A 20,038-nucleotide genomic window follows, 5' to 3' on the forward strand; every position below is an offset into this window, starting at 1 on the left:
AAAAAGAAAAACCCTAACAAATATTCTGTCACACTACGACAAAAGTTTCTTGTATGCTTCGTCTATTTTTTCAAAGTTAAATTGTGCTACTGCTTTTTCATTTTTCTCTTGAATCTCGGTCAGATTCAAATTCCCGATACTCCCTTCATGAACATGATTTAGTGAGTTTTGATCAGGGCTAAAATCTCCTTTTTCTATATCCAAGCCTACTTTTTTATAAGCATCTCTGAAAGGCATTCCTTTCAACACTAAATCATTGACTACCTCTACAGAAAACAAATGCTTATAGAATTCATCTTTCAAAATTCCTGATTGAACTTTAATGGACTTCAGCATGAAGGTAGTCATTTCCAGACAGGATTGAAGTGAAGCTATTGCAGGAAAAATCTCCTCTTTTAATAGCTGTAAATCCCGATGATAACCGGTGGTAGAGTTGGTCAGTAGGAGGGAAACAGTATTGGGAACGGCCTGAATTTGATTGGTTTTAGCGCGAATGAGTTCAAAAACATCCGGGTTCTTTTTATGGGGCATGATACTGGATCCTGTTGTCAAATCATCCGGAAAGGAAATAAAACCAAAATGCTGATTCATAAAAATACACACATCATCAGCCATGCGGTTTAAAGTTCCTGCCATACCTGCCATAGCAAAGGCTAAGGTTCTTTCAGTTTTTCCGCGACTGTTTTGAGCATTGATCACATTGTGATGAAGGTCCGCAAATCCCAATAGCTCTGAAGTCATAGTTCGGTCTAAGGGAAAACTCGAACCATAACCTGCTGCAGAGCCTAAAGGGTTTTTATTGCACAGATCAAATGCTGCTTTCATCAAACTCAAGTCCTCACTGATACCTTCAGCAAATGAACTAAACCATAAACCAAAGCTGGAAGGCATAGCCAGTTGCGTATGAGTGTAGCCAGGCATTAAATCGGATTGATGCTTTTTAGAAAGGGAAAGTAAAAGCTCAGATAATTCAGCGCTCGCCTCGACCAAATCCCGGATAGCAGCCCTATAGTATAGTTTCAAATCCACCAAAACCTGATCGTTTCGGCTTCTCCCTGAATGTAGCTTTTTTCCTACATCACCATAGCGCTCAGTCAATAAAAATTCTACCTGAGAATGAACATCTTCAACTCCGGCTTCAATTTTGAATTTACCTTTCTCGATCTCAAAATATATTTCTTTAAGTCCCTGCTGAAGCGTGGTATTTTCTTCCTCAGTCAAAAGTCCAATTTTCTGGAGCATAGCAGCGTGTGCCATAGATCCCAAAACATCAAAAGGAGCGAGGATACTATCAAATTCAGGATCTCTTCCAATGGTAAAGGATTCTACTTCTTTTTTGCTTCCAGTGGCTTTTTGCCAAATTTTCATGTGCTTATGGTTTGATGTATTTGTCAATCAATTTTAAATAAATTTCCAATTATGCCCATACGATTAAGGATTGGAAAGATGTTTCAATGATTAGTTCAGTTTGACAAATTGGATGTTTTTAATTCTGCGTATTTTTCTAAAATCAGGATATAATCCAAGATTCCCTTTTCAATCTCTTGTATGTAAATAAATTCATCAGCGGTGTGAGATCTAGCAGAATCCCCAGGTCCAATTTTGATGGAAGGATAGGGGATTAAGGCCTGATCTGAAAGCGTTGGGCTGCCGTAGGTGTCCATACCTAGTTTGATTCCAACTGTCAGTATGGGATGTTTTTGAGGAACCTTAGAGCTTTGAAGTCGGAGAGATCTAGGCTTGAGTTCTGCATTGAGATTCTCCTTTAATTCTTCCAATGCCTCTTCTAAAGTATAAGCATCAGTAACTCTCACATCGAGTGTATATTCGCAAGTATCGGGGACAACATTATGCTGTGTACCGGAATGAATGATAGTTGCTGAGACTTTAGACTTACCAAGAAATTTGGAAGTTCTTTTGAACCTGAAGTCCCTGATTTTCTGCAAATCATTGACCGCTAAATAAATAGCATTGATACCTTCTTCTCTTGCTGCATGTCCTGATTTCCCTTTCACAGTTGCATCAATTACCATCAGGCCCTTTTCGGCAATTGCCATTTTCATCAATGTTGGTTCACCGACTATAGCCAATTCAGCTTCTGGTAAGATAGGGACTAGAGATTCTATTCCATTTTTACCTGAAATCTCTTCTTCTGCAGATGCTATCAATAGAATATTAAATGGCATCTCTTTTCCCACAAAATGAAGAAAGCAGGCAATTATGCTTACTAAAGGCCCTCCCGCATCATTTGATCCTAAGCCAAAAAGTTTACCATCTTCAATAATGGGAGAAAATGGATCCTTGGTATATCCTGCGTTTGGTCTAACAGTATCGTGGTGGGAATTAAGCCAAATAGTGGGTTTATCAGGATCAAACCCATTGGCATAAGCCATTATGTTGTTATACTTTCTTTCAAATTCTATTTCCTTTTTGATGAAAAAGCGGCTAAGCAATGTAGCAGTATCTTCCTCTTGCTTGCTATAGGAAGGTGTAGCTATTAAATCTTTTAGCAACTGAATGCAATCCTGAACGATGCTATCCTGAATTTCCATTAAAAAAGATCGTATTTATGGCTTTCTATGATTGTTCCTGAAAGTTTGCCTTTAGTGGAAAGCAATAAATTCTCCGCCTTTCCAATCCAAACATGATGTACTCCTTTATGAAGTGCTGCAAAGGCATTGTCCAGTTTGGGAATCATTCCGGAATGGATGACATTTTCTTGCTTGAGTTCAGCATATATGTCTTCATTGATTCTGGGGATAATTGATGATTCGTTCTTCTCGTCAATCAAAACACCGCTTTTGTTAAAGCAAAAATAAAGCTTGACCTCATGGTCTTTTGCAAGACTGGTTGCCAAAGCGGAAGCTATGCTATCAGCATTGGTATTGAGCAATTGCCCTTTCCGATCATGGGTAATTGCATTCAGCACAGGAACTAGACCTCCATTCAATAGGTGCTTTATCAAATCTGTATCAACTTCTTCAATATCACCTACATATCCATAATCAATTCCTTTAACAGGTCTCTTTTTGGAACGGATAATATTGCCATCTGCTCCACTCATTCCAATGCCATTGACATGTCGAGCCTGAAGTTTTGCTACAATATTTTTATTGATGAGTCCGGCATAAACCATCGTGACCACATCGAGTGTATCCTTGTCTGTAATCCTTCTTCCATCCACCATTTCAGGCATCACACCCAGAGACTCTCCGAACCTAGAAGCCATAATTCCTCCACCATGAACCAGGATTTTATGGCCAGGAAATTTGGCAAACTGCCCCAAAAACTCATCGAGCTTTTCCGGAAAATCGATTACATTTCCACCGATTTTTATTACACTGATTTTCATAGGTTTGAGTATATACTATCCTAATATATGGCTTATCACTGATTGAGCAGCATAAATTCTATTTTCTGCCTGCTTTTGAACCAAAGATCTTTTGCCATCCAAAATCTCATCAGAAAGTTCCAAGTTCCGTCTTACTGGCAAACAATGCATCACCTTGGCATCAGGTGCATTTCTCAAATGCTTTTCCGTTAGCATCCATTTAGGATCTGTGGAAAGGATTTTCCCATAATCATTGAAGGAAGACCAGTTTTTAACGTACACAAAGTCTGCATTTTCCAATGCTTTGGCCTGATCATGCTCAATTTTCGCTCCTTTAGTAAAAACTGGGTCAAGTTCGTATCCCTCAGGATGGGTGATAGTTAAATCATGGCCCATACCCAAAGTCCATTCAGCAAAACTATTTGCTACCGCATGAGGAATAGCTTTAATATGGGGCGCCCAGGTTAATACAACCTTTGGCTTTTTTATATTTTTTAAATTTTCCTGAATAGTGATCTGATCTGCTAAACTCTGTAAAGGATGCCTAATCGCTGACTCCAGACTGATAACAGGCTTACCTGAATATTTCACAAACTGCCCAAAGGCGAAGTCATTGATATCTTCTTCTCTATTGGTCAAGGTAGGAAAAGCCCTGATTGCCAATATATCAAAATAGGAACCCAAGACTCCTGCAGCATCTTTGATATGCTCGACAGTACCTTTATTCATGATAGCACCTTCCTTCATTTCCAATGCCCAGCCTTCCTTATCCATATTTAGGACTATGGGTTCCATTCCGAGGTTTTGGGCTGCCAGTTGAGTTGATACTCGAGTTCTTAAAGAAGGATTCAAAAAAATACATCCGATCCTTTTTCCAGTTCCTTTAGAAATATCTTTTCTGGGATCAGCTTTGTAGGATAAGGCTGATTCAATCAGTTTGGATCCCAGTTCTTTGGATTCAAATTTGGTGAAGTGATTTAATGCAGAATTCATTGAAAAAGGTTAATTACTTAGGATTTCTTTAATTGCGACTATAAACGAATTTAACTGATTCCATTCAATGGACAAGGGTGGTAGAAGACGAATAGTCTGTTTATTTGCAGCAGAACCAGTAAAAATTTTGTATTTAGATACTAATTCAGAACGAACAGGTCCTGCATCTCTATCCAAATCAATTCCAATCATCAAGCCTTTTCCCCTGACTTCCTGAATCTGTGGGATGGCTTTTAGCTCTTCTATCAATTTGTCACCTAGCTCCAAGGCTTTGTTTTGCAATCCCTCTTTTTCAATAACTTCCAAAACAGCTAATCCAGCAGCACAGGCTAAATGATTCCCTCCAAAAGTGGTTCCTAGCAAGCCATAACTGGATTTGAATTCAGGGGAAATAAGCAAGCCTCCAATAGGAAATCCATTTCCCATTCCCTTAGCCATGGTAATCAAATCAGGCATCAATCCCTCTACCCACTGATGAGCGAAAAAACGACCAGTTCTACTAAACCCAGATTGTACTTCATCCAAAATCAGCTTAGCCCCATAAGCTTTGCAAAGCTTATCCAATCCCTTCAAAAAGGATGAAGAAGGTACTTGAATTCCACCAACGCCCTGAATGCCTTCGATGATTATTCCAGCGATGGATTCTGATTTTAAAAGCTCCTCAGTAGCATCCAAATCCCCAAAAGGAAGAATATGGAAATCGGATCTTTCATTACTGGGAGCAATAATTTTTGGATTATCTGTCAAAGCCACCGCTCCGGAGGTTCTGCCATGGAATGAGCCAGAATAAGCAATAAAACCTGATTTTCCAGTTGCAAAGGAGGCCATTTTGATTGCGTTTTCATTCGCTTCAGCTCCCGAGTTGCACAAGAATAATTGGTACTGGTGCAAGCAAGACAATTCTCCCAACTTAGCTGCATAAGCTTTTTGAATAGGGATCTGAATAGAGTTTGAATAAAATGCAATCTGATTCAATTGATCCTGAATCCTCTTCACATAATGCGGATGGGTATGTCCAATGGAAATTACAGCATGACCACCATACAAATCCAAATATTGATTTCCTTCATCATCCCAAAGTTTTGACCCCTCTGCCTTAGCAATAGTCACTGGAATTAGGGGATATACATCAAATAGATTCATTCTGTTTTTGATTGATTAAAGAGCTTCGAGTAATCTAAGCTTTGTTGGGTCTTTACTTTTAGAAGGCAATGGATTTTAAATTCAGCCCGGTTTTTTCATCCATTCCAAAAGCTAGATTGAAATTTTGAACTGCCTGGCCGGATGCTCCTTTCAACAAATTATCTATGGCGGAATAGATTACCAATTGCCCTTCTTGTTTTTGAACATGAAGAATACATTTATTAGTATTTACGGCCTGCTTCAAATCAATATCTTGCTCCGAAACGAAAGTAAAAGCTGCATCCTGATAAAATTCCTGATAGGCCTTTACCGCCTCATCCTGAGTTCCCTCAAATGGAAAGTAAGCCGTAATCCAGATTCCTCTGGAGAAATTACCTCGATATGGTACAAACAGTATCTCAGAATCATAGGATAAATTAACCTGATTGAAAGTCTGCTTGATCTCTTTCAAATGCTGATGATTGAAGAGCTTATATACAGACATATTGCCTGTTCTATAACTGAAATGAGATGTTTCTGCCAGCTTTTTTCCCGCTCCGGTACTTCCAGTAATTCCTGATAGATGTAAGGTTTCTTTTACCCAACCTTTTGAAATAGCCGGAAGTAAAGCCAATTGAATGCCTGTTGCAAAACAACCAGGATTAGCAATTCTTTTTGAGGATTGAATTTGATTTTTGTTTACCTCAGGAAGTCCATATATAAACCCATTAGACTCATCTCTAAAGTCAGTGGATAAGTCTATGATTACTGTTTGATCAGAAAAGGAATGATTTTCTAAAAAGCCCTTCGTTTCACCATGCGGAAGCCCCAGGAATACAGCTTCTATTCCTTCTGTTTGAACTTGATCTGTAAATACCAAATCACAATCTCCAATAAGATCAGGATGAACAGAAATTACAGGCAGACCTTTTTGACTATTAGAATGCACATAGACCAATTCACACTGAGGATGATGGACCAGTAATCTCAGGAGCTCTCCACCAGTATATCCTGCTGCACCAATAATGGCTGTTTTGATTTTAGTCATTGCCAGAATTTACTTGATGGAAAATAGCTGTTTGATTGCCCAATATTCTGGTAAAACCTTTCACATCCTCACCGGTATAGCCTTTGTTCATTTCTCCGTAGCTACCGAACTTATTGGACATCAAGTCGTGGACTGAATGTATACCCAATAGTGTAAAACGGTAAGGCTGCAACAATACTCTGACATCACCACTCACAAACTCTTGGGTACTTTGCATAAAGGCTTCCAAGTTTCTCATGATAGGATCTAAATAATGACCTTCATGCAGGTGGTTTCCATAAAATTCAGCCTGCTGATTTTTCCAGAAAAGTTGCCATTTGGTCAAAGTATGCTTTTCCAAAAGTTGATGAGCCTTAATAATGATTAAAGGCGCTGCTGCTTCAAAGCCAACCCTTCCTTTAATCCCAATAATCGTGTCACCAACATGAATATCACGTCCAATTCCGAATGGGGCTGCCAAGGCCTGAACCTTCTGAATAGCGTCTACGGGATTTTCAAATTGCTCTCCATTGACTCCCTTAAGCTCACCTTGAACGAAAGTCAATTTTATTTCTTTTGCTTCTTTTTCAGTCGCTTGTGTAGGCCAAGCTTCTTCCGGTAAATATTCGGATGAAGTCAATGTCTCTTTTCCACCTACAGAAGTTCCCCAAATACCCTTATTGATAGAATAAGCAGCTTTTTCAAAGTTCATAGAAACTCCGTGCTTCTTCAAGTATTCAATTTCTTCCTGGCGCGAAAGTTTCAGATCACGAATAGGGGTGATGATTTCAATATCAGGAACAATCGTCTGAAAAATCATGTCAAATCTTACTTGATCATTTCCGGCACCTGTGGATCCATGTGCAACAGCTTTAGCTCCGATTGATTTGGCATATTCAGCCAATGATTTTGCCTGCAAAATTCTCTCAGCAGATACAGATAGGGGATAGGTCTGGTTTTTTAATACATTCCCAAATACCAGATACTTGATAACCTCTTGATAATAAGTATCAACTACTTCTAATATTTTAAATGAAGCGATGCCCAGACTTTTTGCCCTGCTTTCAATTGTCTGAAGCTCTTCAGGGGAAAAGCCTCCAGTATTTACCAAAACCGCATGAACTTCATAGCCTAAATCCTTGGATAGATGTAAGGCACAGAATGTGGTATCAAGGCCTCCGCTATAAGCTAAAACAACTTTTTTCATAAGATAAGGGGTTCCAAATAGGTTTGAGATGATTAAAGGAAAATGCTTGTTGCTGCGTTTTTGGTTTTATTCAGCTTGAGCATCACATATTTTTTTAATCTGACCCAGCGGTCAAATAATTTGATTTTCTTTTTAAAATCTTGTCTTAAAGCCAATTCTGCCATTTGATTTTTCTTGGCATGTGGATCATAAAGCATGGCTGTACAAAGACAGTTTTGTCTGTTTTTAGCCATCAAAATCTCATAATTGATACAGCTCTGACACCCCTTCCAGAATTCATTATCATCTGTCAGGTCAGAATAAGAAACAGGGATATAGCCCAACTCAGAATTGATTTTCATTACAGCAGCTCCTGTAGTCAATCCGAAAATTTTGGAATCGGGATATTTCAAACGGCTTAATTTGAAAATCTCCTGCTTGATTTTTCTGGCTAGCCCATATTTTCTGAATTCAGGAGAAACTATAAGCCCTGAATTGGCCACATACTTTCCATGTCCCCAAGCTTCAATATAACAAAAGCCCGCCCAAACTCCGTCTGAAGTTAGAGCAATGATTGCTTTCCCTTCATCCATCTTGGTTTCTATATAGGCTGGACTTCTTTTCGCTATTCCTGTTCCACGAGCTTTGGCTGAATTAGCCATCTCGTCAGTGATCACCTCAGAATAGATTTTGTGAGAAGGGTCTGCAACAAGGATTTTAAATGAAATTTCTTCCATGGCTTTAGGCATGAATTGAAAATCCGATAGGCCGGATTGGTTTTAATAAATGATTAAGAGGGAAAATTTGCCGGGGTAGCTTTCCGCGTAGGAAAACCAGAAATACTACAGGGTCAAACCCTGAAAAAGAACCTGTGCCTCCTTGATGGAGAAAAAAGTAAATTCGCAGCAAGACACAACGTTAGTGGTAACGTGTGATTGGTTCTTGGCGCTATTTTTACAGTGTTAATCATTTGAATAGGGTCGCAAAGTTGAATGCTTTGAAAAGGAATTGCAAGAAAATTTTTCAAAAATTTAAAATTTCTTGAACTTCTTTAAAAATGACATAGGCAAACAAGCCTTTCTTCCCTCTTATCCTAAATTACCAAATATTATTTGGCATTTATTCTAAGTATTTCCTGATAAAGTTTTGATAGCCAGTACAAATTGATCCAACTCTTTTTCGGAAGTATACACATTCGGAGAAATTCTGCATCCTTTTACTCCGGCACCATCTATTGCAACTGTAAATATTTGAAAATCCTCAATCAGACGTTTAGCCAAATCAGCGGGCTTCATGCTTTCAATTCCTACATTAGCGATAGCACAGGACCTTTGGATTGCTTGAGGTGTATTGACTTGAACATTGGGGAGATCTCTGACCTGATCCGACCAATAGCGCTGAGTATATCTCAAGCGGTCCTCCTTTCTTTTACTACCTATTTTATTATGGAACTCAATCGCATTAATCACAGCCAAGTCAGTTGCTACTGGATGGGTTCCTGTATGGTTTAAATTGAGGATTCCTTCTCTATCCAATTCGTAAGGTGCCAATAAAGGCTTTATTTTACTGGATTTCCCCTTTTTAACATAAAGAAGCCCAGCACCTAGAGGCACACTTAGCCATTTGTGAAGGCTACTTCCGTAGTAATCACAATCTAGCTCATTCATATTAAACTGGAAATGCCCAACAGCATGAGCTCCATCCACCATCACTTCCACGCCATGCGAATGAGCCATATCACATATTTTTTTAATAGGAAGAATATGGCCGGTGATATTCACTATATGAGGTACCATCATCAATTTGGTGGCAGGAGTAATGGCTTGCTCATACACTGCCACGACCTCTTCATCTGTCTCCGGGTGCATGGGTATATCTATTTTTTTGATCTTGACACCGTGTCTCCTTGATGCTAATTCAAACATATTCAGCATACTCCCATAATCCTGATTGGACATGATGGCCTCATCTCCGGAATTCCATGGATAACCAGAAATAATCAAGTCCAGAGATTCGGTAGTGTTTCTGGTAATTACAACTTCCTCAGGAGATGCACCTACCAATTCAGCCAGCATGGCAGCGCTTTTGGCTTTATTTTCCCATTGAACAGTCCTCATATAGTGAGAGCCCTGATAATTAACTTCCCGAATATGAGCTATATACTTTTCCAGAGTTTCCTCCGGTAAAAAACAATAGTACCCATTTTCCAAATTGATATAATCTGGTTTGAGTTTATATCCAGCTCTGATCTGTTCCCACAAAGAGTCAGACTCAAAGTCAATTTCGGTAAACCCCTGTTTTTGGGCTTTTGCAGAAAATATGGAGCCGGAAGAAATCCCTAAAAAGGCCAAGGATTTTAGAAATGCGCGTTTGTTCATAGGGTATGTCTTAAAGGATATAGCTGATAATCCAGATAAAAAGAAGGAGTAGGGCAACCCAAGTGATCCAAGGAGATCTTTTTGGAAATTCAAACTGACAGATGGGACAAACTTTTGCCTTCTCATCTATTTCCATGGCACAGGAGGGGCATTCTTTCTTTTTCAAAATGGCTAGCGAACTCTTTTGATTCAAATTTGATTTCTACCAGTAATTAAGTCAAAATCTATGAAAATTGAAATCTGGTCGGACATCGTTTGTCCTTTCTGCTATATTGGTAAAAGAAAATTGGAAAGAGCTTTGAGCAAATTTCCACATCAAAACTTCATTGAAATAGAATGGAAAAGCTTCCAATTGAATCCTGATGAGAAAACTAACCCTTCCATTTCCACTATCGAGAATTTGGCGAAAAACAAAGGTTGGTCAATGACTCAAGCTAATGAAGCTGTTTCTTATGTTAAAAACATGGCTGCTCAAGAGGGTTTAGTCTTTAATTATGACAAGACAGTGGTTGCCAATACTAAAAATGGACATCGTTTGATTCACTTAGCTCAGCAGCAGGGAAAAGGAGACCAAATGAAGGAGCGATTACTGCAAGCTTACTTTACTGATGGTCTCAATATAGACGATGCAAATACGTTGGCTGCTTTGGGAAAAGAAGTAGGACTCGATGAAAAAACTATTCTGGAAATGCTATCTAGCAATCAACTGTTTGAAGATGTAGAAAAAGACATCTATGAATCTAGATTGATAGGAGTAAGCGGGGTTCCTTTCTTTGTTTTTGACAGGAAGTTTGGAATCTCCGGTGCGCAACCTGATGAGGTATTTGATCAAACTTTAGAAAAGGCCTGGTCAGAATACTCCAAAGAAAACAATCCTATTATCATGAATTCAGCTGATTCGGGAGATAGCTGCGATATGGAAGGTAATTGTTAAAAAAAATTAGCCGTTTCATCAATCGTGAAATAGTATTGATGAAACGGCTTTATTATCTCTACCAAACTCCCTGGGTTTTCATACGAAGGGTGTAAACAGCATCCATGGCAGTAATAAATAGCGTTTTTCTGTCCAATGAGCCAAAAACTACATTTGCGGTCCATTTTGCAGGTACTGGGATATGGGCGATTTTCTCTCCTTTTCTGTCAAAAACAGTGACTCCATCGCCTGTCAGGTATAAATTTCCTCGGCTATCTATAGTCATCCCATCAGAACCCATTTCGCAGAAGAGTTCTTTATTGGTTAAATAACCGTCTTCCCGAATCTCATATTTATAGGTTTTTTTATCCCCAATATCTGCTACATAGAGGTATTTGCCATCTGGAGAACCTACGATCCCGTTTGGTTTCACGAGGTCCTCTGCAACCCGAAATAACTCCGCTCTATCTTCGGATAAGAAATAAACGTGCTCGCCATCCTGTTCCATTTCCTTCCCTCTAATGCCTTCCCAATAGGGTCTTACGTACAAAGGGTCTGTGAAGAACAAACCTCCTTTTGGTCTAATCCACAGATCATTGGGTCCATTTAATTTTTTTCCTTTAAAAGCTGAAATTAAAATCTGCACATCTCCATCAGAGTCAATAGACCAAAGTTGATTGTCTTCATCAGCACAAGTCAGAAGGTTTCCATCAAGCATGAAATACATTCCATTTGATCTTCCCGCTTCATCTTTAAAAAGTGAAACTTCATTCGAAATTGCATTCCATTTGTAGATTTTATTATTGGGCTGATCAGTGAAGAATACGTCTCCAAATCGATTAACTGCAGGGCCTTCCGTAAATGAAAAACCGTCTTGTACTTTCACCAATTCGGCTCCTTTTTCTACGATTCCTCTTTTGTCTTCTATTTGAGCTTGCACTTGGATGATACTTAGAGAATAGGCTAAAGCTGAGCCCAACAGCATTTTTTTGGTCAAATTCATAATTGAATATTATTTTCTTTCCATAGCCACGACAATGACGTCTAGATCTTTGCTGTAAGCCAGTCTTGAAATATTTTGATGTGTTTCGGTTTGAATGGTACCCAGAAGAGACCAATTCTTTTCATTCCACTTGCGAATGTAAAGAGAATTTCCTCTTCCCATCAACAAGGTTTTTTTATCCAGCCAAATGAAATCCTGAGATCCTGCAAGGCTTAATCCTAAATCACCTTTTTCTTGGGATTCCAAATCCATATACTTTAACTCAAAGGCCTCTCCATCAGGTTGCTTAGCAGAGATATCTCTGGATAAATAAGTCATTTGAGATGTTTTGGGCCTTTTTTTAATGGATCTTCCTACATTTTCATCTATTTCCAACAAATCATTTCGGCCCTTGGCATAGATCAATTGATTGGGATTTCCCAATACAAACATGGCAGCCTTATTATCATACCAATCGTAATAGCCTACTGGTTCAATATCATCATAAAGCAATTCGGGTTCTCCAAAATTGGTTGGATACAACCATATTCTTTGCTTTCTATCTGGCTCAGTTACCACCGCTGCAATATATTGACCACAATCTGTAATCGAGGGTGAAAATTCACTTCTGTCAGCAGTCTTTGTCAGATTAGTAAATTTTCCATTTTCAAAATTATAAACGATGATATCATGATTTCCTTTATCGTCAGCTGCTGAAAAAACCAATTGATACTCATTGATAAATGAGGGCTGATTATCATATTCTTTTCGGTCAGTTATTGCCTTTTCGGATCCGCTGATTAGGTGAATCTTATTTCCTTTCCCTTTGGTGCTGATTTGCCACAAGTCGAAAGAGGTTTGGGCAAATAGAGAAGAGCAGGTGACTAGGAGAATTAATGCGGTAGGGTAAATTTTTTTATTCATTGATTTTACTTTCTCAGCCAACCAAATTACAAAATGAAGGTTAGAATGCTGTGGATAAATTAAAGCTTTATACAAATTCCAATTTTCAAGCGCTGAGAGGTCAGGGTGACCTATTAGCTGATGAAGCAGTGAAAAGTCTCGTGGCCAAACCTGAATGGATTGAAATTATTAACTCATGGGAAGAAATTCCTGAAGAAATTCCAGAGATTTTCGACTCTTCTGTTCAAAAATATTTCAATTTCTTCAATTCCTCAACGGACCACTACGATCTGGAAGTATTAAAAAAAGGCCAATTATTTTTTGAGAAAAAAGGGGATAGTTATTTAGGAATGCTGGGTTTTTATTCCTTGCCCTATTGTTATGCTTTTGCAGATGGAGCCGAAGTGCTGGTGAGATCTAATCGGATTGTCAATCAGATAGGAGAGAGGTTGGGCGAAACTGCTGTTTTCCTTATGGATATCTTCGCCCCGGGGGCGTTTTACGAGGATAAGAAGGCGATTTTAACTTGTGCTAAGGTCAGATTGATTCATGCATTTAGCAGATATTTTGTCGAGGCTTATGCAAAAGACTGGGATCCAAAATTTGGGAAGCCAGTTAATCAGGAAGATATGCTGGGTACTAATTTAGCCTTCTCCTATATTGTGTTGAGAGGGTTGATCAAAATGGGCAGAAGAATAGACAGGGAAGAAAGTGAAGCCATACTAGCCTACTGGAAGTGGATTGGTTATTTAATCGGCCTAGAGACTAAAAATTGGCCAAATACAGCAAGAGAGGCAATAGAAGTGGATCGACTGATAAGAAAAAGACAATTGAGGGCTTCTACTGCAGGCCAGCAGTTAATTCAGGCTTTGATTACTTATTACAAGAAATCTATTCCAGAACCATTATTAACTGAAAGAGTCGAAGATATTTTATATTTCTTTTTGGGAAAAGAAGCCTCAGATGCCTTGGGGATAGTACCAAAAAATCAATTGGAAGGAGGGATACTGGGCTTAATCTTCCAATATTCCGGATGGAAATCCTATGGAGGAAAAAAGAGCTATGCTTCCATTCGAAGAATGATGGAGCAACAGCAGAAAGAACAGTTTGGAAAGGTGATGAAAATCCAATTACCTGCGCGAAACCGTTCATAAACGAACACTTTTTTGTACGAATATCAGGCATGAAAAGAGAGTAATAGCCCTTTATAGGCTTTTTGAGCAGGATTTGTCTACTGGCACCTTTTTCGTACTTTACCGATCATGAAAGAAATCAGCAAACGGTTCAGCAGACTACCTCTTGAGCTTTTCTTTTGGATTGGAAGTATCATCGCAATTTTGATGATAGATCCTTCTTCGGCTAATCACTTCAGCCTTTGTCCTTTAGAAAATTTAGGAATCACTTGGTGTCCCGGATGTGGTCTAGGAAGAGCAATGAATCTTCTCGCGCGGGGAGAGTTTGAAGCCTCTTGGTCCATGCATCCACTAGCCATGTTGGCTTACGTGGTGATTCTTTCTAGAATTTGGAATTTGATTAAAAACCTAAAAACAACACACAATTATGGCTAATGTATTGAGACATCTTCCTGAATTGGAAGGTATGGAACTTGGATATATCCAGGGCTTGATGAAGAATATGGATGAAGATCAGGCTTCTCTATTTGCACAAGTTTACAGAGCAAGAAGAAAAGACTCCCAAATGATTCTAATCCTTACGCTACTTGGATTCTTTGGATTTGCCGGATTACACCGTTTTATATTGGGTCAAATTGGATTGGGTATACTCTATATCTTGACAGTAGGACTTTGTTTCATCGGTACTATTGTGGATTTGGTAAACTATAAAAGTTTGGCTTATGAGTATAATGTAAAAATGGCTCATGAAACTTTGGCCATGCTATCCAATTCTTATCCGAATATCATAGAGGAAAAATAATTAAACTTGATTACCACTTAACACCAACCTGAGAGCCTTGACGAAAGTCAGGGCTTTTTTTTACCAATTTTCATCAGAATTCATTTCCTCATCATCGGAATTCAGCTCCCAAGAAATGCTGGAATTCGGATTTTTAAGCAGGTGAAAGGCTGACAAAATTTTTCCAGCCTCTTGTAATTCCTCGAAAGAGGCCTGCTGAAAATGAATGGGAATTTGATATAAATTACTGTCTTTAGAATCAAAGGGTGGGGCAACATCAGAATTAAAAAAATAAGGCCAAAGTGTCTTAGCACAGGAAATACCCCACCGATCAATAGCAAATTCAGCCTGGTAAGAATTTAACCTCTCATTTATTTCTTCAAAAAATCGATTGGTTTCACCTAATCTGATTCTGGAACCAGCTCTGGATTTACCTTTGGTTTTCAAATACTTGATTTGAGACTTTCCTTGTTTTTGTCGAACCATGTAAGCTCTAAAAACCTTATGATCAATCAATTCTCCCTGATGAAAAAGTCCAGTCACCGCTTGTCCCGCCCGAATTGCTACTAGAGCAGCCCGAAAATCATCATATCGCTTTAAGCGCACTCCATCCCATTTCTGATCCCAAGGCAGAAAAACTTTAGCTTCCCAAGAATCTTCTCCATCAAGGATAAGTTGGTGTTTTTCTGAATTATAGGATTTCTGCCAACTTCTAGCCTCTGCCAATCCCAACAGCTGTTCAAACTGAGAAAAAGTAAGTATTTCGGAATTGGGTATTTTCATGTGTTTATAATTTGTTTTTCGAAGGTCACATGGAATCTCGCAAAGGATATAATCATACCAGTGTGTATCGGCTCCGACATGCTCGATTTCATCTCTGTTATTGGTATTTCAGGAGTTTTAGATGGAGCGATTCAGCAGACTAAAGCATACGTAATAATAAATGGAATAAACCAATTGACTTCTCCTGATTAAATCATGTGATCCCCTTGGCAATTCGAGTATATTTGCAAAATAAAGGAAAAAGAATGGATCAGGATATAGAAAGACTTTTTGAAAAAATGTGTGACCCCAATGAGTCCGAGGCATATTTGTTTGCAGATAAATTGGGACTGAAGGCAGATGAAGAAGCTAAAAATAGGCTGATAGAAATGATTAAAGGCGATAATTGGGAAGTTGCCTATCTAGCCTGCAGAGCATTATCTAAAACCCATTGGCAAGAAGAAGCATTGGATGCCATTTTCGAAGTGATTTTTGATAAAAAGAATAAAAACCTTCAAGGAGCTTTTGTACAAATTTTAGAAGAGTATAACCTATCCGAACGATTTGTAGATGTATTCAGAGTTTATCTTTTTGGCAATTTCAAAGCATCTACTTTAGCCAAGGACCTTTTGGATCAGGTAGAGTTTGAGATTACTCCTCGAACGATACGTAAAGCTGAAAAACACTGGAACCACTACTTACATAATCCTGAGGATGAGGGAAGTGTAGCAATAAAAAAATCAGAAGTAGAACCTATGTTACTGGAAATGAGGGAATTATTTTCATAATAATTTGCAACTTTTCTTATTTTCCGGAGTTCTTTACTATATGCTGAATATAGATATTAAAGAAAGGCATCAGGAATTTTTTCTTGACTTTGGGTTTGAATTCAATCCCAATTATTCCACCTATGAGAAATCATTTCCCCTGGGTAAGCAGGCAATTTTTGTCCATTTTACAGAGTATCCAGATACCAATTATTTGGAATACAATTTAGGGGTAAGAATAGATACTGTTGAAGAATTGATCCACCGATTTTTACCTAGTCTCAGTGATTATTCTTCAAGGTCCTTAACCCTTATCCAAACTCCCAACAAAATTGATCCAAGCATCCCAAATCGGTTTGCTATTACCAGTGATTTTGAAATGGAAGAAGCTTTAATCAAAGCGGAGAAGTTTTTTATCAAAAACGGTTTCAAATGGCTGGATAAAATGAGCCATCCTTTGACTTTAGAAAACGCTTTTGTAGCCAAAGAAAATTATACATTTAAGAGTCAGAACTTTATCTATAATGCCTTTAGAGCTACAGCTTTGGCGAAATTATACAAGCCTGAGGATTATCTAATTGTGAGAGAAAACTTTTTAAATATGGTAGAAAAGCAACAAGTTACACCTTTCACTATTGCTTCTTATCTACAATTTCTCAGTCACCTTGATCAAGAAGTTTAGAACTTCCTTTTCACACCTCGAACAGCCTCTGCTTTGATGGGATCTTCTGGCCATTCATGTTTGGGATATCTTCTTTTCAATTCCTTTTTCACTTCGAAATATCCATTGCTCCAGAAGCTTTTTAAATCCTGGGTAAGCTGAACAGGTTTATATCCCGGAGACAATAACTCTATCAACAAAGGGATTTTTCCCTGATTGATTTTTGGTGTTTCCAGCATACCAAAAATTTCCTGAAGCCTGACTGAAAGGAGAGGAGCCTCATCGGGTGATCTGTATTGAATTTGGATCTTACTACCGGAGGGAACTTCCAACTTTTCGGGAACTAACTTTTCCAATTCTCCCTGGAGTTCGTAGTCTAAACTATGAATCAACAATTGTTTGAGATTGATTTTTTTCAAATCCTCATTTTTTTGAATATCATTCAAATAAGGGCTTAACCATTCCTCAGCTGATTCACAAAGGCCATCAACTGTCCAATTGGGCCATTTTTCATCTTGATTCCATTTTCTCAAAGCATTCACTCTATGGATCAATTGCAACGTTTCTTCATCAAAATTCAAAAGTAAATCACCGTCTTCACGAATAGCTTCTAAAATTGCTTCTTTGACCTTTGTACGATCATAATTTTTTAAAGGTCTGGAGCCTAAAATAATGGCTCCAATTCTATGTTCTGCCTGAGCTATCAAACCACCGTTTTTTCTATCCCAGCGCAAAACCTCCTTGGTTTTTACCAAAGGCACCAAGTCACGTGGATTTAATGGAGCTGCAAGCCATATTTTCCCCATACCTTCTCTAGCATCTATATCTGCCACAGCTATCCAAGACTCATGGGCTAAATCATCTCTATGGCCTATTTGAGCTATTTTACCATTGGCTAACTGAAACTGAGCATTATTTCCCGGTCTTGCTGATGCAATGCGCTCTGGGTAAGCGAAGGCCAAAAGAATTCCTGTTTGCCAAGGATCTACAGCACCATTTTCCGCTTCAACCTGAAACATCCGTCTGTATTGAGCTGCTACCTTCTCTATTTTCTTGATCCTCGGTATACTATGACCTCTACTTCTAAACCTTCTTAGGGCCTCAATTCTTAAATTCAAGTCAACTCCAGCCTCTGGTCCTAATGGATCCCGCTCTTCCAAAACTGCAGCTATGTCTGTTCCAAAACCCAACAAGTTCTGTTTTTTTGCATAGAGCAATAAATGCGCGATTCTAGGATGGCATGGCAGCTGATGAATTTCTTTTCCATGAGAGGTGAGTTGACCATGGTCTAATGCTTCCAAAGATTCCAAAGTCTTCTCTGCTAAGCTTAGATTTCCAGCCGGAGGAGGTGTAAGCCAGGTCATATCCCTGATTTCATCCTTTCCCCAAACTTTCATATCCAAAACTAAACCTGTCAAATCCGCCTCCATCAGTTCAGGAGTTCTAAATTCCTGTAATTGATTTTGCGTCGCTATAGACCAAAGCCTATAGGCCGTACCTGCTGTTAACCTTCCAGCACGTCCGCTTCTCTGATCCGCAGAATCAGCACTAATTCTGTGTAAAACCAACTTAGAAAGGCCTGAACGAGGATCAAATCTATTGGATTTAGCATACCCAGAATCCACAACCACCTTGACACCCTCTATGGTTAGGGATGTCTCTGCAATATCTGTAGATAGGACAATTTTCCTTTTACCGCCCGCATGAGGCTGAATAGCTCTATTTTGCTCTGTTGGACTTAGCTGCCCATAGAGTGGTAAAATAAGGTCCTGCGGCAAGGCTTTTCTTAAAAGTGATTCTGCTTTTTTGATATCCCCCTGACCGGGTAAAAATACCAAGAAATCTCCCTCATGCTTCTTGGTCAATGGGATGATAGCTCTCGCTGTATCTTCCCCAATTGAATATTCATCAACAGGATTTAAATAATGAATATCTACTGGATATTGCCTACCAGAACTTTGGATTACTTTCGAATTCAACAAAGAAGAAAGCTCTTCTGAGTTGATGGTAGCTGACATCAATAGGATTTTTAAATCAGGTCTTAGTACTTCCTGAACTTCTCGGCATAAAGCCAAAGCAACCTCAGAATGCAGATTTCTTTCATGAAATTCATCAAAAATCACCAGTCCAACATCTTTCAATTCATTATCAGAATGCATCATTCTAGTTAGAATGCCTTCTGTAATCACCTCTAATTTAGTCCGATCACTTACCTGAGATTCAAAGCGAATTCTATAGCCTATTGTCTTTCCCACTTCTTCTCCAAGCATGGAGGCCATTCTCGTCGCGATACTTTTGGTAGCCAATCTTCTGGGCTCCAGCATCACTATTTTTTTTCCTTTAAGCCAATTTTCCTGAAGTAATGCCAAAGGCAAGAGTGTGCTTTTCCCTGCCCCTGGAGGAGCTTGAACGATCAAGGAATTATTGGATTGAAAATGGCTTTTTACATTGGGGATTATATCCGCAACTGGAAGCTGAAAGGAATAAAGATCAAAATCTGACATGAGTTTGCAAAAATAAAAAGGCCATCAAGATATTTCCTGATGGCCTCCAAAAACTTTAAAATCTAATTACATACTAGGAGCAAGCTTTGCTTCAGCTTTTCCATATTCCCACATAATGCTTAGCTTATTATCGGCAACTTCGTATTTCAAACGCTCCTGAAGAGAGGAAGATTGCTGAGAGGCAACTTTTACTCTCAACTGATCCTGGGAGGAATCGTAATCGAAAGCACCCCATTGCTTAGCTACTTTATTGAAGATGAAAGTGGATTCATATTCTCCAGGAATGATGAAGAAACTATAGGTTCCAGCTGGTAACTTTTGACCCTCTACCAAAATATCCTTAGTAGTGGTAATGGTAGTGGCTTCATTAGCACCAGCACGCCAAACTTGACCCAAAGGCACTAAATCACCCCAGATCATTCTGCCTTTAACAGCAGGAGAGGAGTAATTCACAGTAATTTTAGCATCACCAACAGAGCCCTCTGCGGTCATAGCTGGGCTGGCTTTTTCTTGGGCTTGGGCTGCAAAAGCAAATCCAGCAAATACTGCCAAAGCAAAAATCTTTCTCTTTAAATTCATGGTTTTCAGTTTTTTT

20 protein-coding genes are annotated in these 20,038 nt (G+C 38.9%); 6 read left to right on the forward strand and 14 right to left on the reverse strand.

Annotated features, from left to right (window positions below; all coding sequences use genetic code 11):
- Positions 1-33 precede the first annotated feature (33 nt).
- From argH to B2906_RS04615, 9 genes are all read right to left on the reverse strand, one after another.
- Complete coding sequence (argH, locus tag B2906_RS04575) at positions 34-1,368, reverse strand: argininosuccinate lyase (RefSeq protein ID WP_144604005.1); 1,335 nt, start codon at positions 1,366-1,368, stop codon at positions 34-36.
- A 95-nt stretch (positions 1,369-1,463) separates the two neighbouring features.
- On the reverse strand, positions 1,464-2,552 hold the full coding sequence (locus tag B2906_RS04580) for a M20 family metallo-hydrolase (protein ID WP_219958867.1): 1,089 nt from the start codon (positions 2,550-2,552) through the stop codon (positions 1,464-1,466).
- Positions 2,552-3,352, reverse strand: a complete 801-nt coding sequence (gene argB, locus B2906_RS04585; RefSeq protein WP_219958868.1) for an acetylglutamate kinase — start codon at positions 3,350-3,352, stop codon at positions 2,552-2,554. Before argB ends, B2906_RS04580 begins: the two co-directional genes overlap by 1 nt.
- Positions 3,353-3,367: 15 nt before the next feature.
- Positions 3,368-4,324, reverse strand: coding sequence for an acetylornithine carbamoyltransferase (locus B2906_RS04590; protein WP_219958869.1), 957 nt, complete (start codon positions 4,322-4,324; stop codon positions 3,368-3,370).
- Positions 4,325-4,333: 9 nt separating this feature from the next.
- Entirely contained in the window at positions 4,334-5,467 is a 1,134-nt protein-coding gene (locus B2906_RS04595; RefSeq protein WP_219958870.1) for an aspartate aminotransferase family protein, read from the reverse strand.
- Positions 5,468-5,525: 58 nt separating this feature from the next.
- Complete coding sequence (argC, locus tag B2906_RS04600) at positions 5,526-6,494, reverse strand: N-acetyl-gamma-glutamyl-phosphate reductase (RefSeq protein WP_219958871.1); 969 nt, start codon at positions 6,492-6,494, stop codon at positions 5,526-5,528.
- On the reverse strand, positions 6,487-7,680 hold the full coding sequence (locus B2906_RS04605) for an argininosuccinate synthase (protein ID WP_219958872.1): 1,194 nt from the start codon (positions 7,678-7,680) through the stop codon (positions 6,487-6,489). Before B2906_RS04605 ends, argC begins: the two co-directional genes overlap by 8 nt.
- 32 nt (positions 7,681-7,712) lie before the next feature.
- Positions 7,713-8,396 carry a GNAT family N-acetyltransferase gene (locus B2906_RS04610; protein WP_091650962.1) on the reverse strand — a complete coding sequence of 228 codons (684 nt, stop codon included), beginning with the start codon at positions 8,394-8,396 and terminating at the stop codon, positions 7,713-7,715.
- Positions 8,397-8,783: 387 nt separating this feature from the next.
- Positions 8,784-10,037: an aminotransferase class V-fold PLP-dependent enzyme gene (locus tag B2906_RS04615; RefSeq protein ID WP_219958873.1), complete on the reverse strand. Its 1,254-nt coding sequence runs from the start codon at positions 10,035-10,037 to the stop codon at positions 8,784-8,786.
- Between the two features lie 226 nt (positions 10,038-10,263).
- On the opposite strand from B2906_RS04615, the gene B2906_RS04620 reads away from it, so the two are divergent.
- Positions 10,264-10,971: a DsbA family oxidoreductase gene (locus B2906_RS04620; RefSeq protein ID WP_219958874.1), complete on the forward strand. Its 708-nt coding sequence runs from the start codon at positions 10,264-10,266 to the stop codon at positions 10,969-10,971.
- 58 nt (positions 10,972-11,029) lie between these two features.
- Here B2906_RS04620 and B2906_RS04625 read toward each other — a convergent pair whose 3' ends face one another.
- A complete protein-coding gene (locus B2906_RS04625; RefSeq protein WP_219958875.1) occupies positions 11,030-11,953 on the reverse strand; it encodes an SMP-30/gluconolactonase/LRE family protein in 924 nt (307 codons plus the stop codon).
- A 9-nt stretch (positions 11,954-11,962) separates the two neighbouring features.
- A complete protein-coding gene (locus B2906_RS04630; protein ID WP_219958876.1) occupies positions 11,963-12,856 on the reverse strand; it encodes a hypothetical protein in 894 nt (297 codons plus the stop codon).
- 50 nt (positions 12,857-12,906) lie between these two features.
- Between B2906_RS04630 and B2906_RS04635 the strand changes: the two genes are divergently transcribed.
- The 3 genes from B2906_RS04635 to B2906_RS04645 all read left to right on the forward strand — a co-directional run bounded on the left by B2906_RS04635 (position 12,907) and on the right by B2906_RS04645 (position 14,770).
- The gene (locus B2906_RS04635; RefSeq protein WP_219958877.1) at positions 12,907-13,989 is read left to right on the forward strand and encodes an oxygenase MpaB family protein; all 1,083 of its coding nucleotides are present in this window, start codon (positions 12,907-12,909) and stop codon (positions 13,987-13,989) included.
- A 108-nt stretch (positions 13,990-14,097) separates the two neighbouring features.
- Entirely contained in the window at positions 14,098-14,403 is a 306-nt protein-coding gene (locus B2906_RS04640) for a DUF2752 domain-containing protein (RefSeq protein ID WP_091650804.1), read from the forward strand.
- Positions 14,396-14,770 (forward strand): TM2 domain-containing protein, encoded by a 375-nt coding sequence (locus B2906_RS04645; protein ID WP_219958878.1) that lies wholly within the window; start codon positions 14,396-14,398, stop codon positions 14,768-14,770. The genes B2906_RS04640 and B2906_RS04645 overlap by 8 nt, the downstream gene beginning before the upstream one ends.
- 60 nt (positions 14,771-14,830) lie before the next feature.
- Here the strand turns inward: B2906_RS04645 and B2906_RS04650 are convergent, their stop codons facing one another.
- Positions 14,831-15,532, reverse strand: a complete 702-nt coding sequence (locus B2906_RS04650) for a hypothetical protein (RefSeq protein ID WP_286935756.1) — start codon at positions 15,530-15,532, stop codon at positions 14,831-14,833.
- A gap of 224 nt (positions 15,533-15,756) precedes the next feature.
- On the opposite strand from B2906_RS04650, the gene B2906_RS04655 reads away from it, so the two are divergent.
- Together B2906_RS04655 and B2906_RS04660 are read left to right on the forward strand one after the other, a co-directional pair.
- Positions 15,757-16,299 (forward strand): HEAT repeat domain-containing protein, encoded by a 543-nt coding sequence (locus B2906_RS04655; protein ID WP_286935757.1) that lies wholly within the window; start codon positions 15,757-15,759, stop codon positions 16,297-16,299.
- Between the two features lie 40 nt (positions 16,300-16,339).
- Positions 16,340-16,960 carry a hypothetical protein gene (locus B2906_RS04660; RefSeq protein WP_219958880.1) on the forward strand — a complete coding sequence of 207 codons (621 nt, stop codon included), beginning with the start codon at positions 16,340-16,342 and terminating at the stop codon, positions 16,958-16,960.
- Here the strand turns inward: B2906_RS04660 and hrpB are convergent.
- On the reverse strand, positions 16,957-19,443 hold the full coding sequence (gene hrpB / locus B2906_RS04665) for an ATP-dependent helicase HrpB (protein WP_219958881.1): 2,487 nt from the start codon (positions 19,441-19,443) through the stop codon (positions 16,957-16,959). The genes B2906_RS04660 and hrpB overlap by 4 nt on opposite strands.
- 66 nt (positions 19,444-19,509) lie before the next feature.
- Complete coding sequence (locus B2906_RS04670; protein ID WP_219958882.1) at positions 19,510-20,022, reverse strand: DUF2911 domain-containing protein; 513 nt, start codon at positions 20,020-20,022, stop codon at positions 19,510-19,512.
- Between the last annotated feature and the right edge of the window lie 16 nt (positions 20,023-20,038).

The organism is Algoriphagus sp. UBA3586 (assembly GCF_002376385.1).
In the GTDB taxonomy this organism is placed as follows: Bacteria; Bacteroidota; Bacteroidia; order Cytophagales; family Cyclobacteriaceae; genus Algoriphagus; species Algoriphagus ornithinivorans.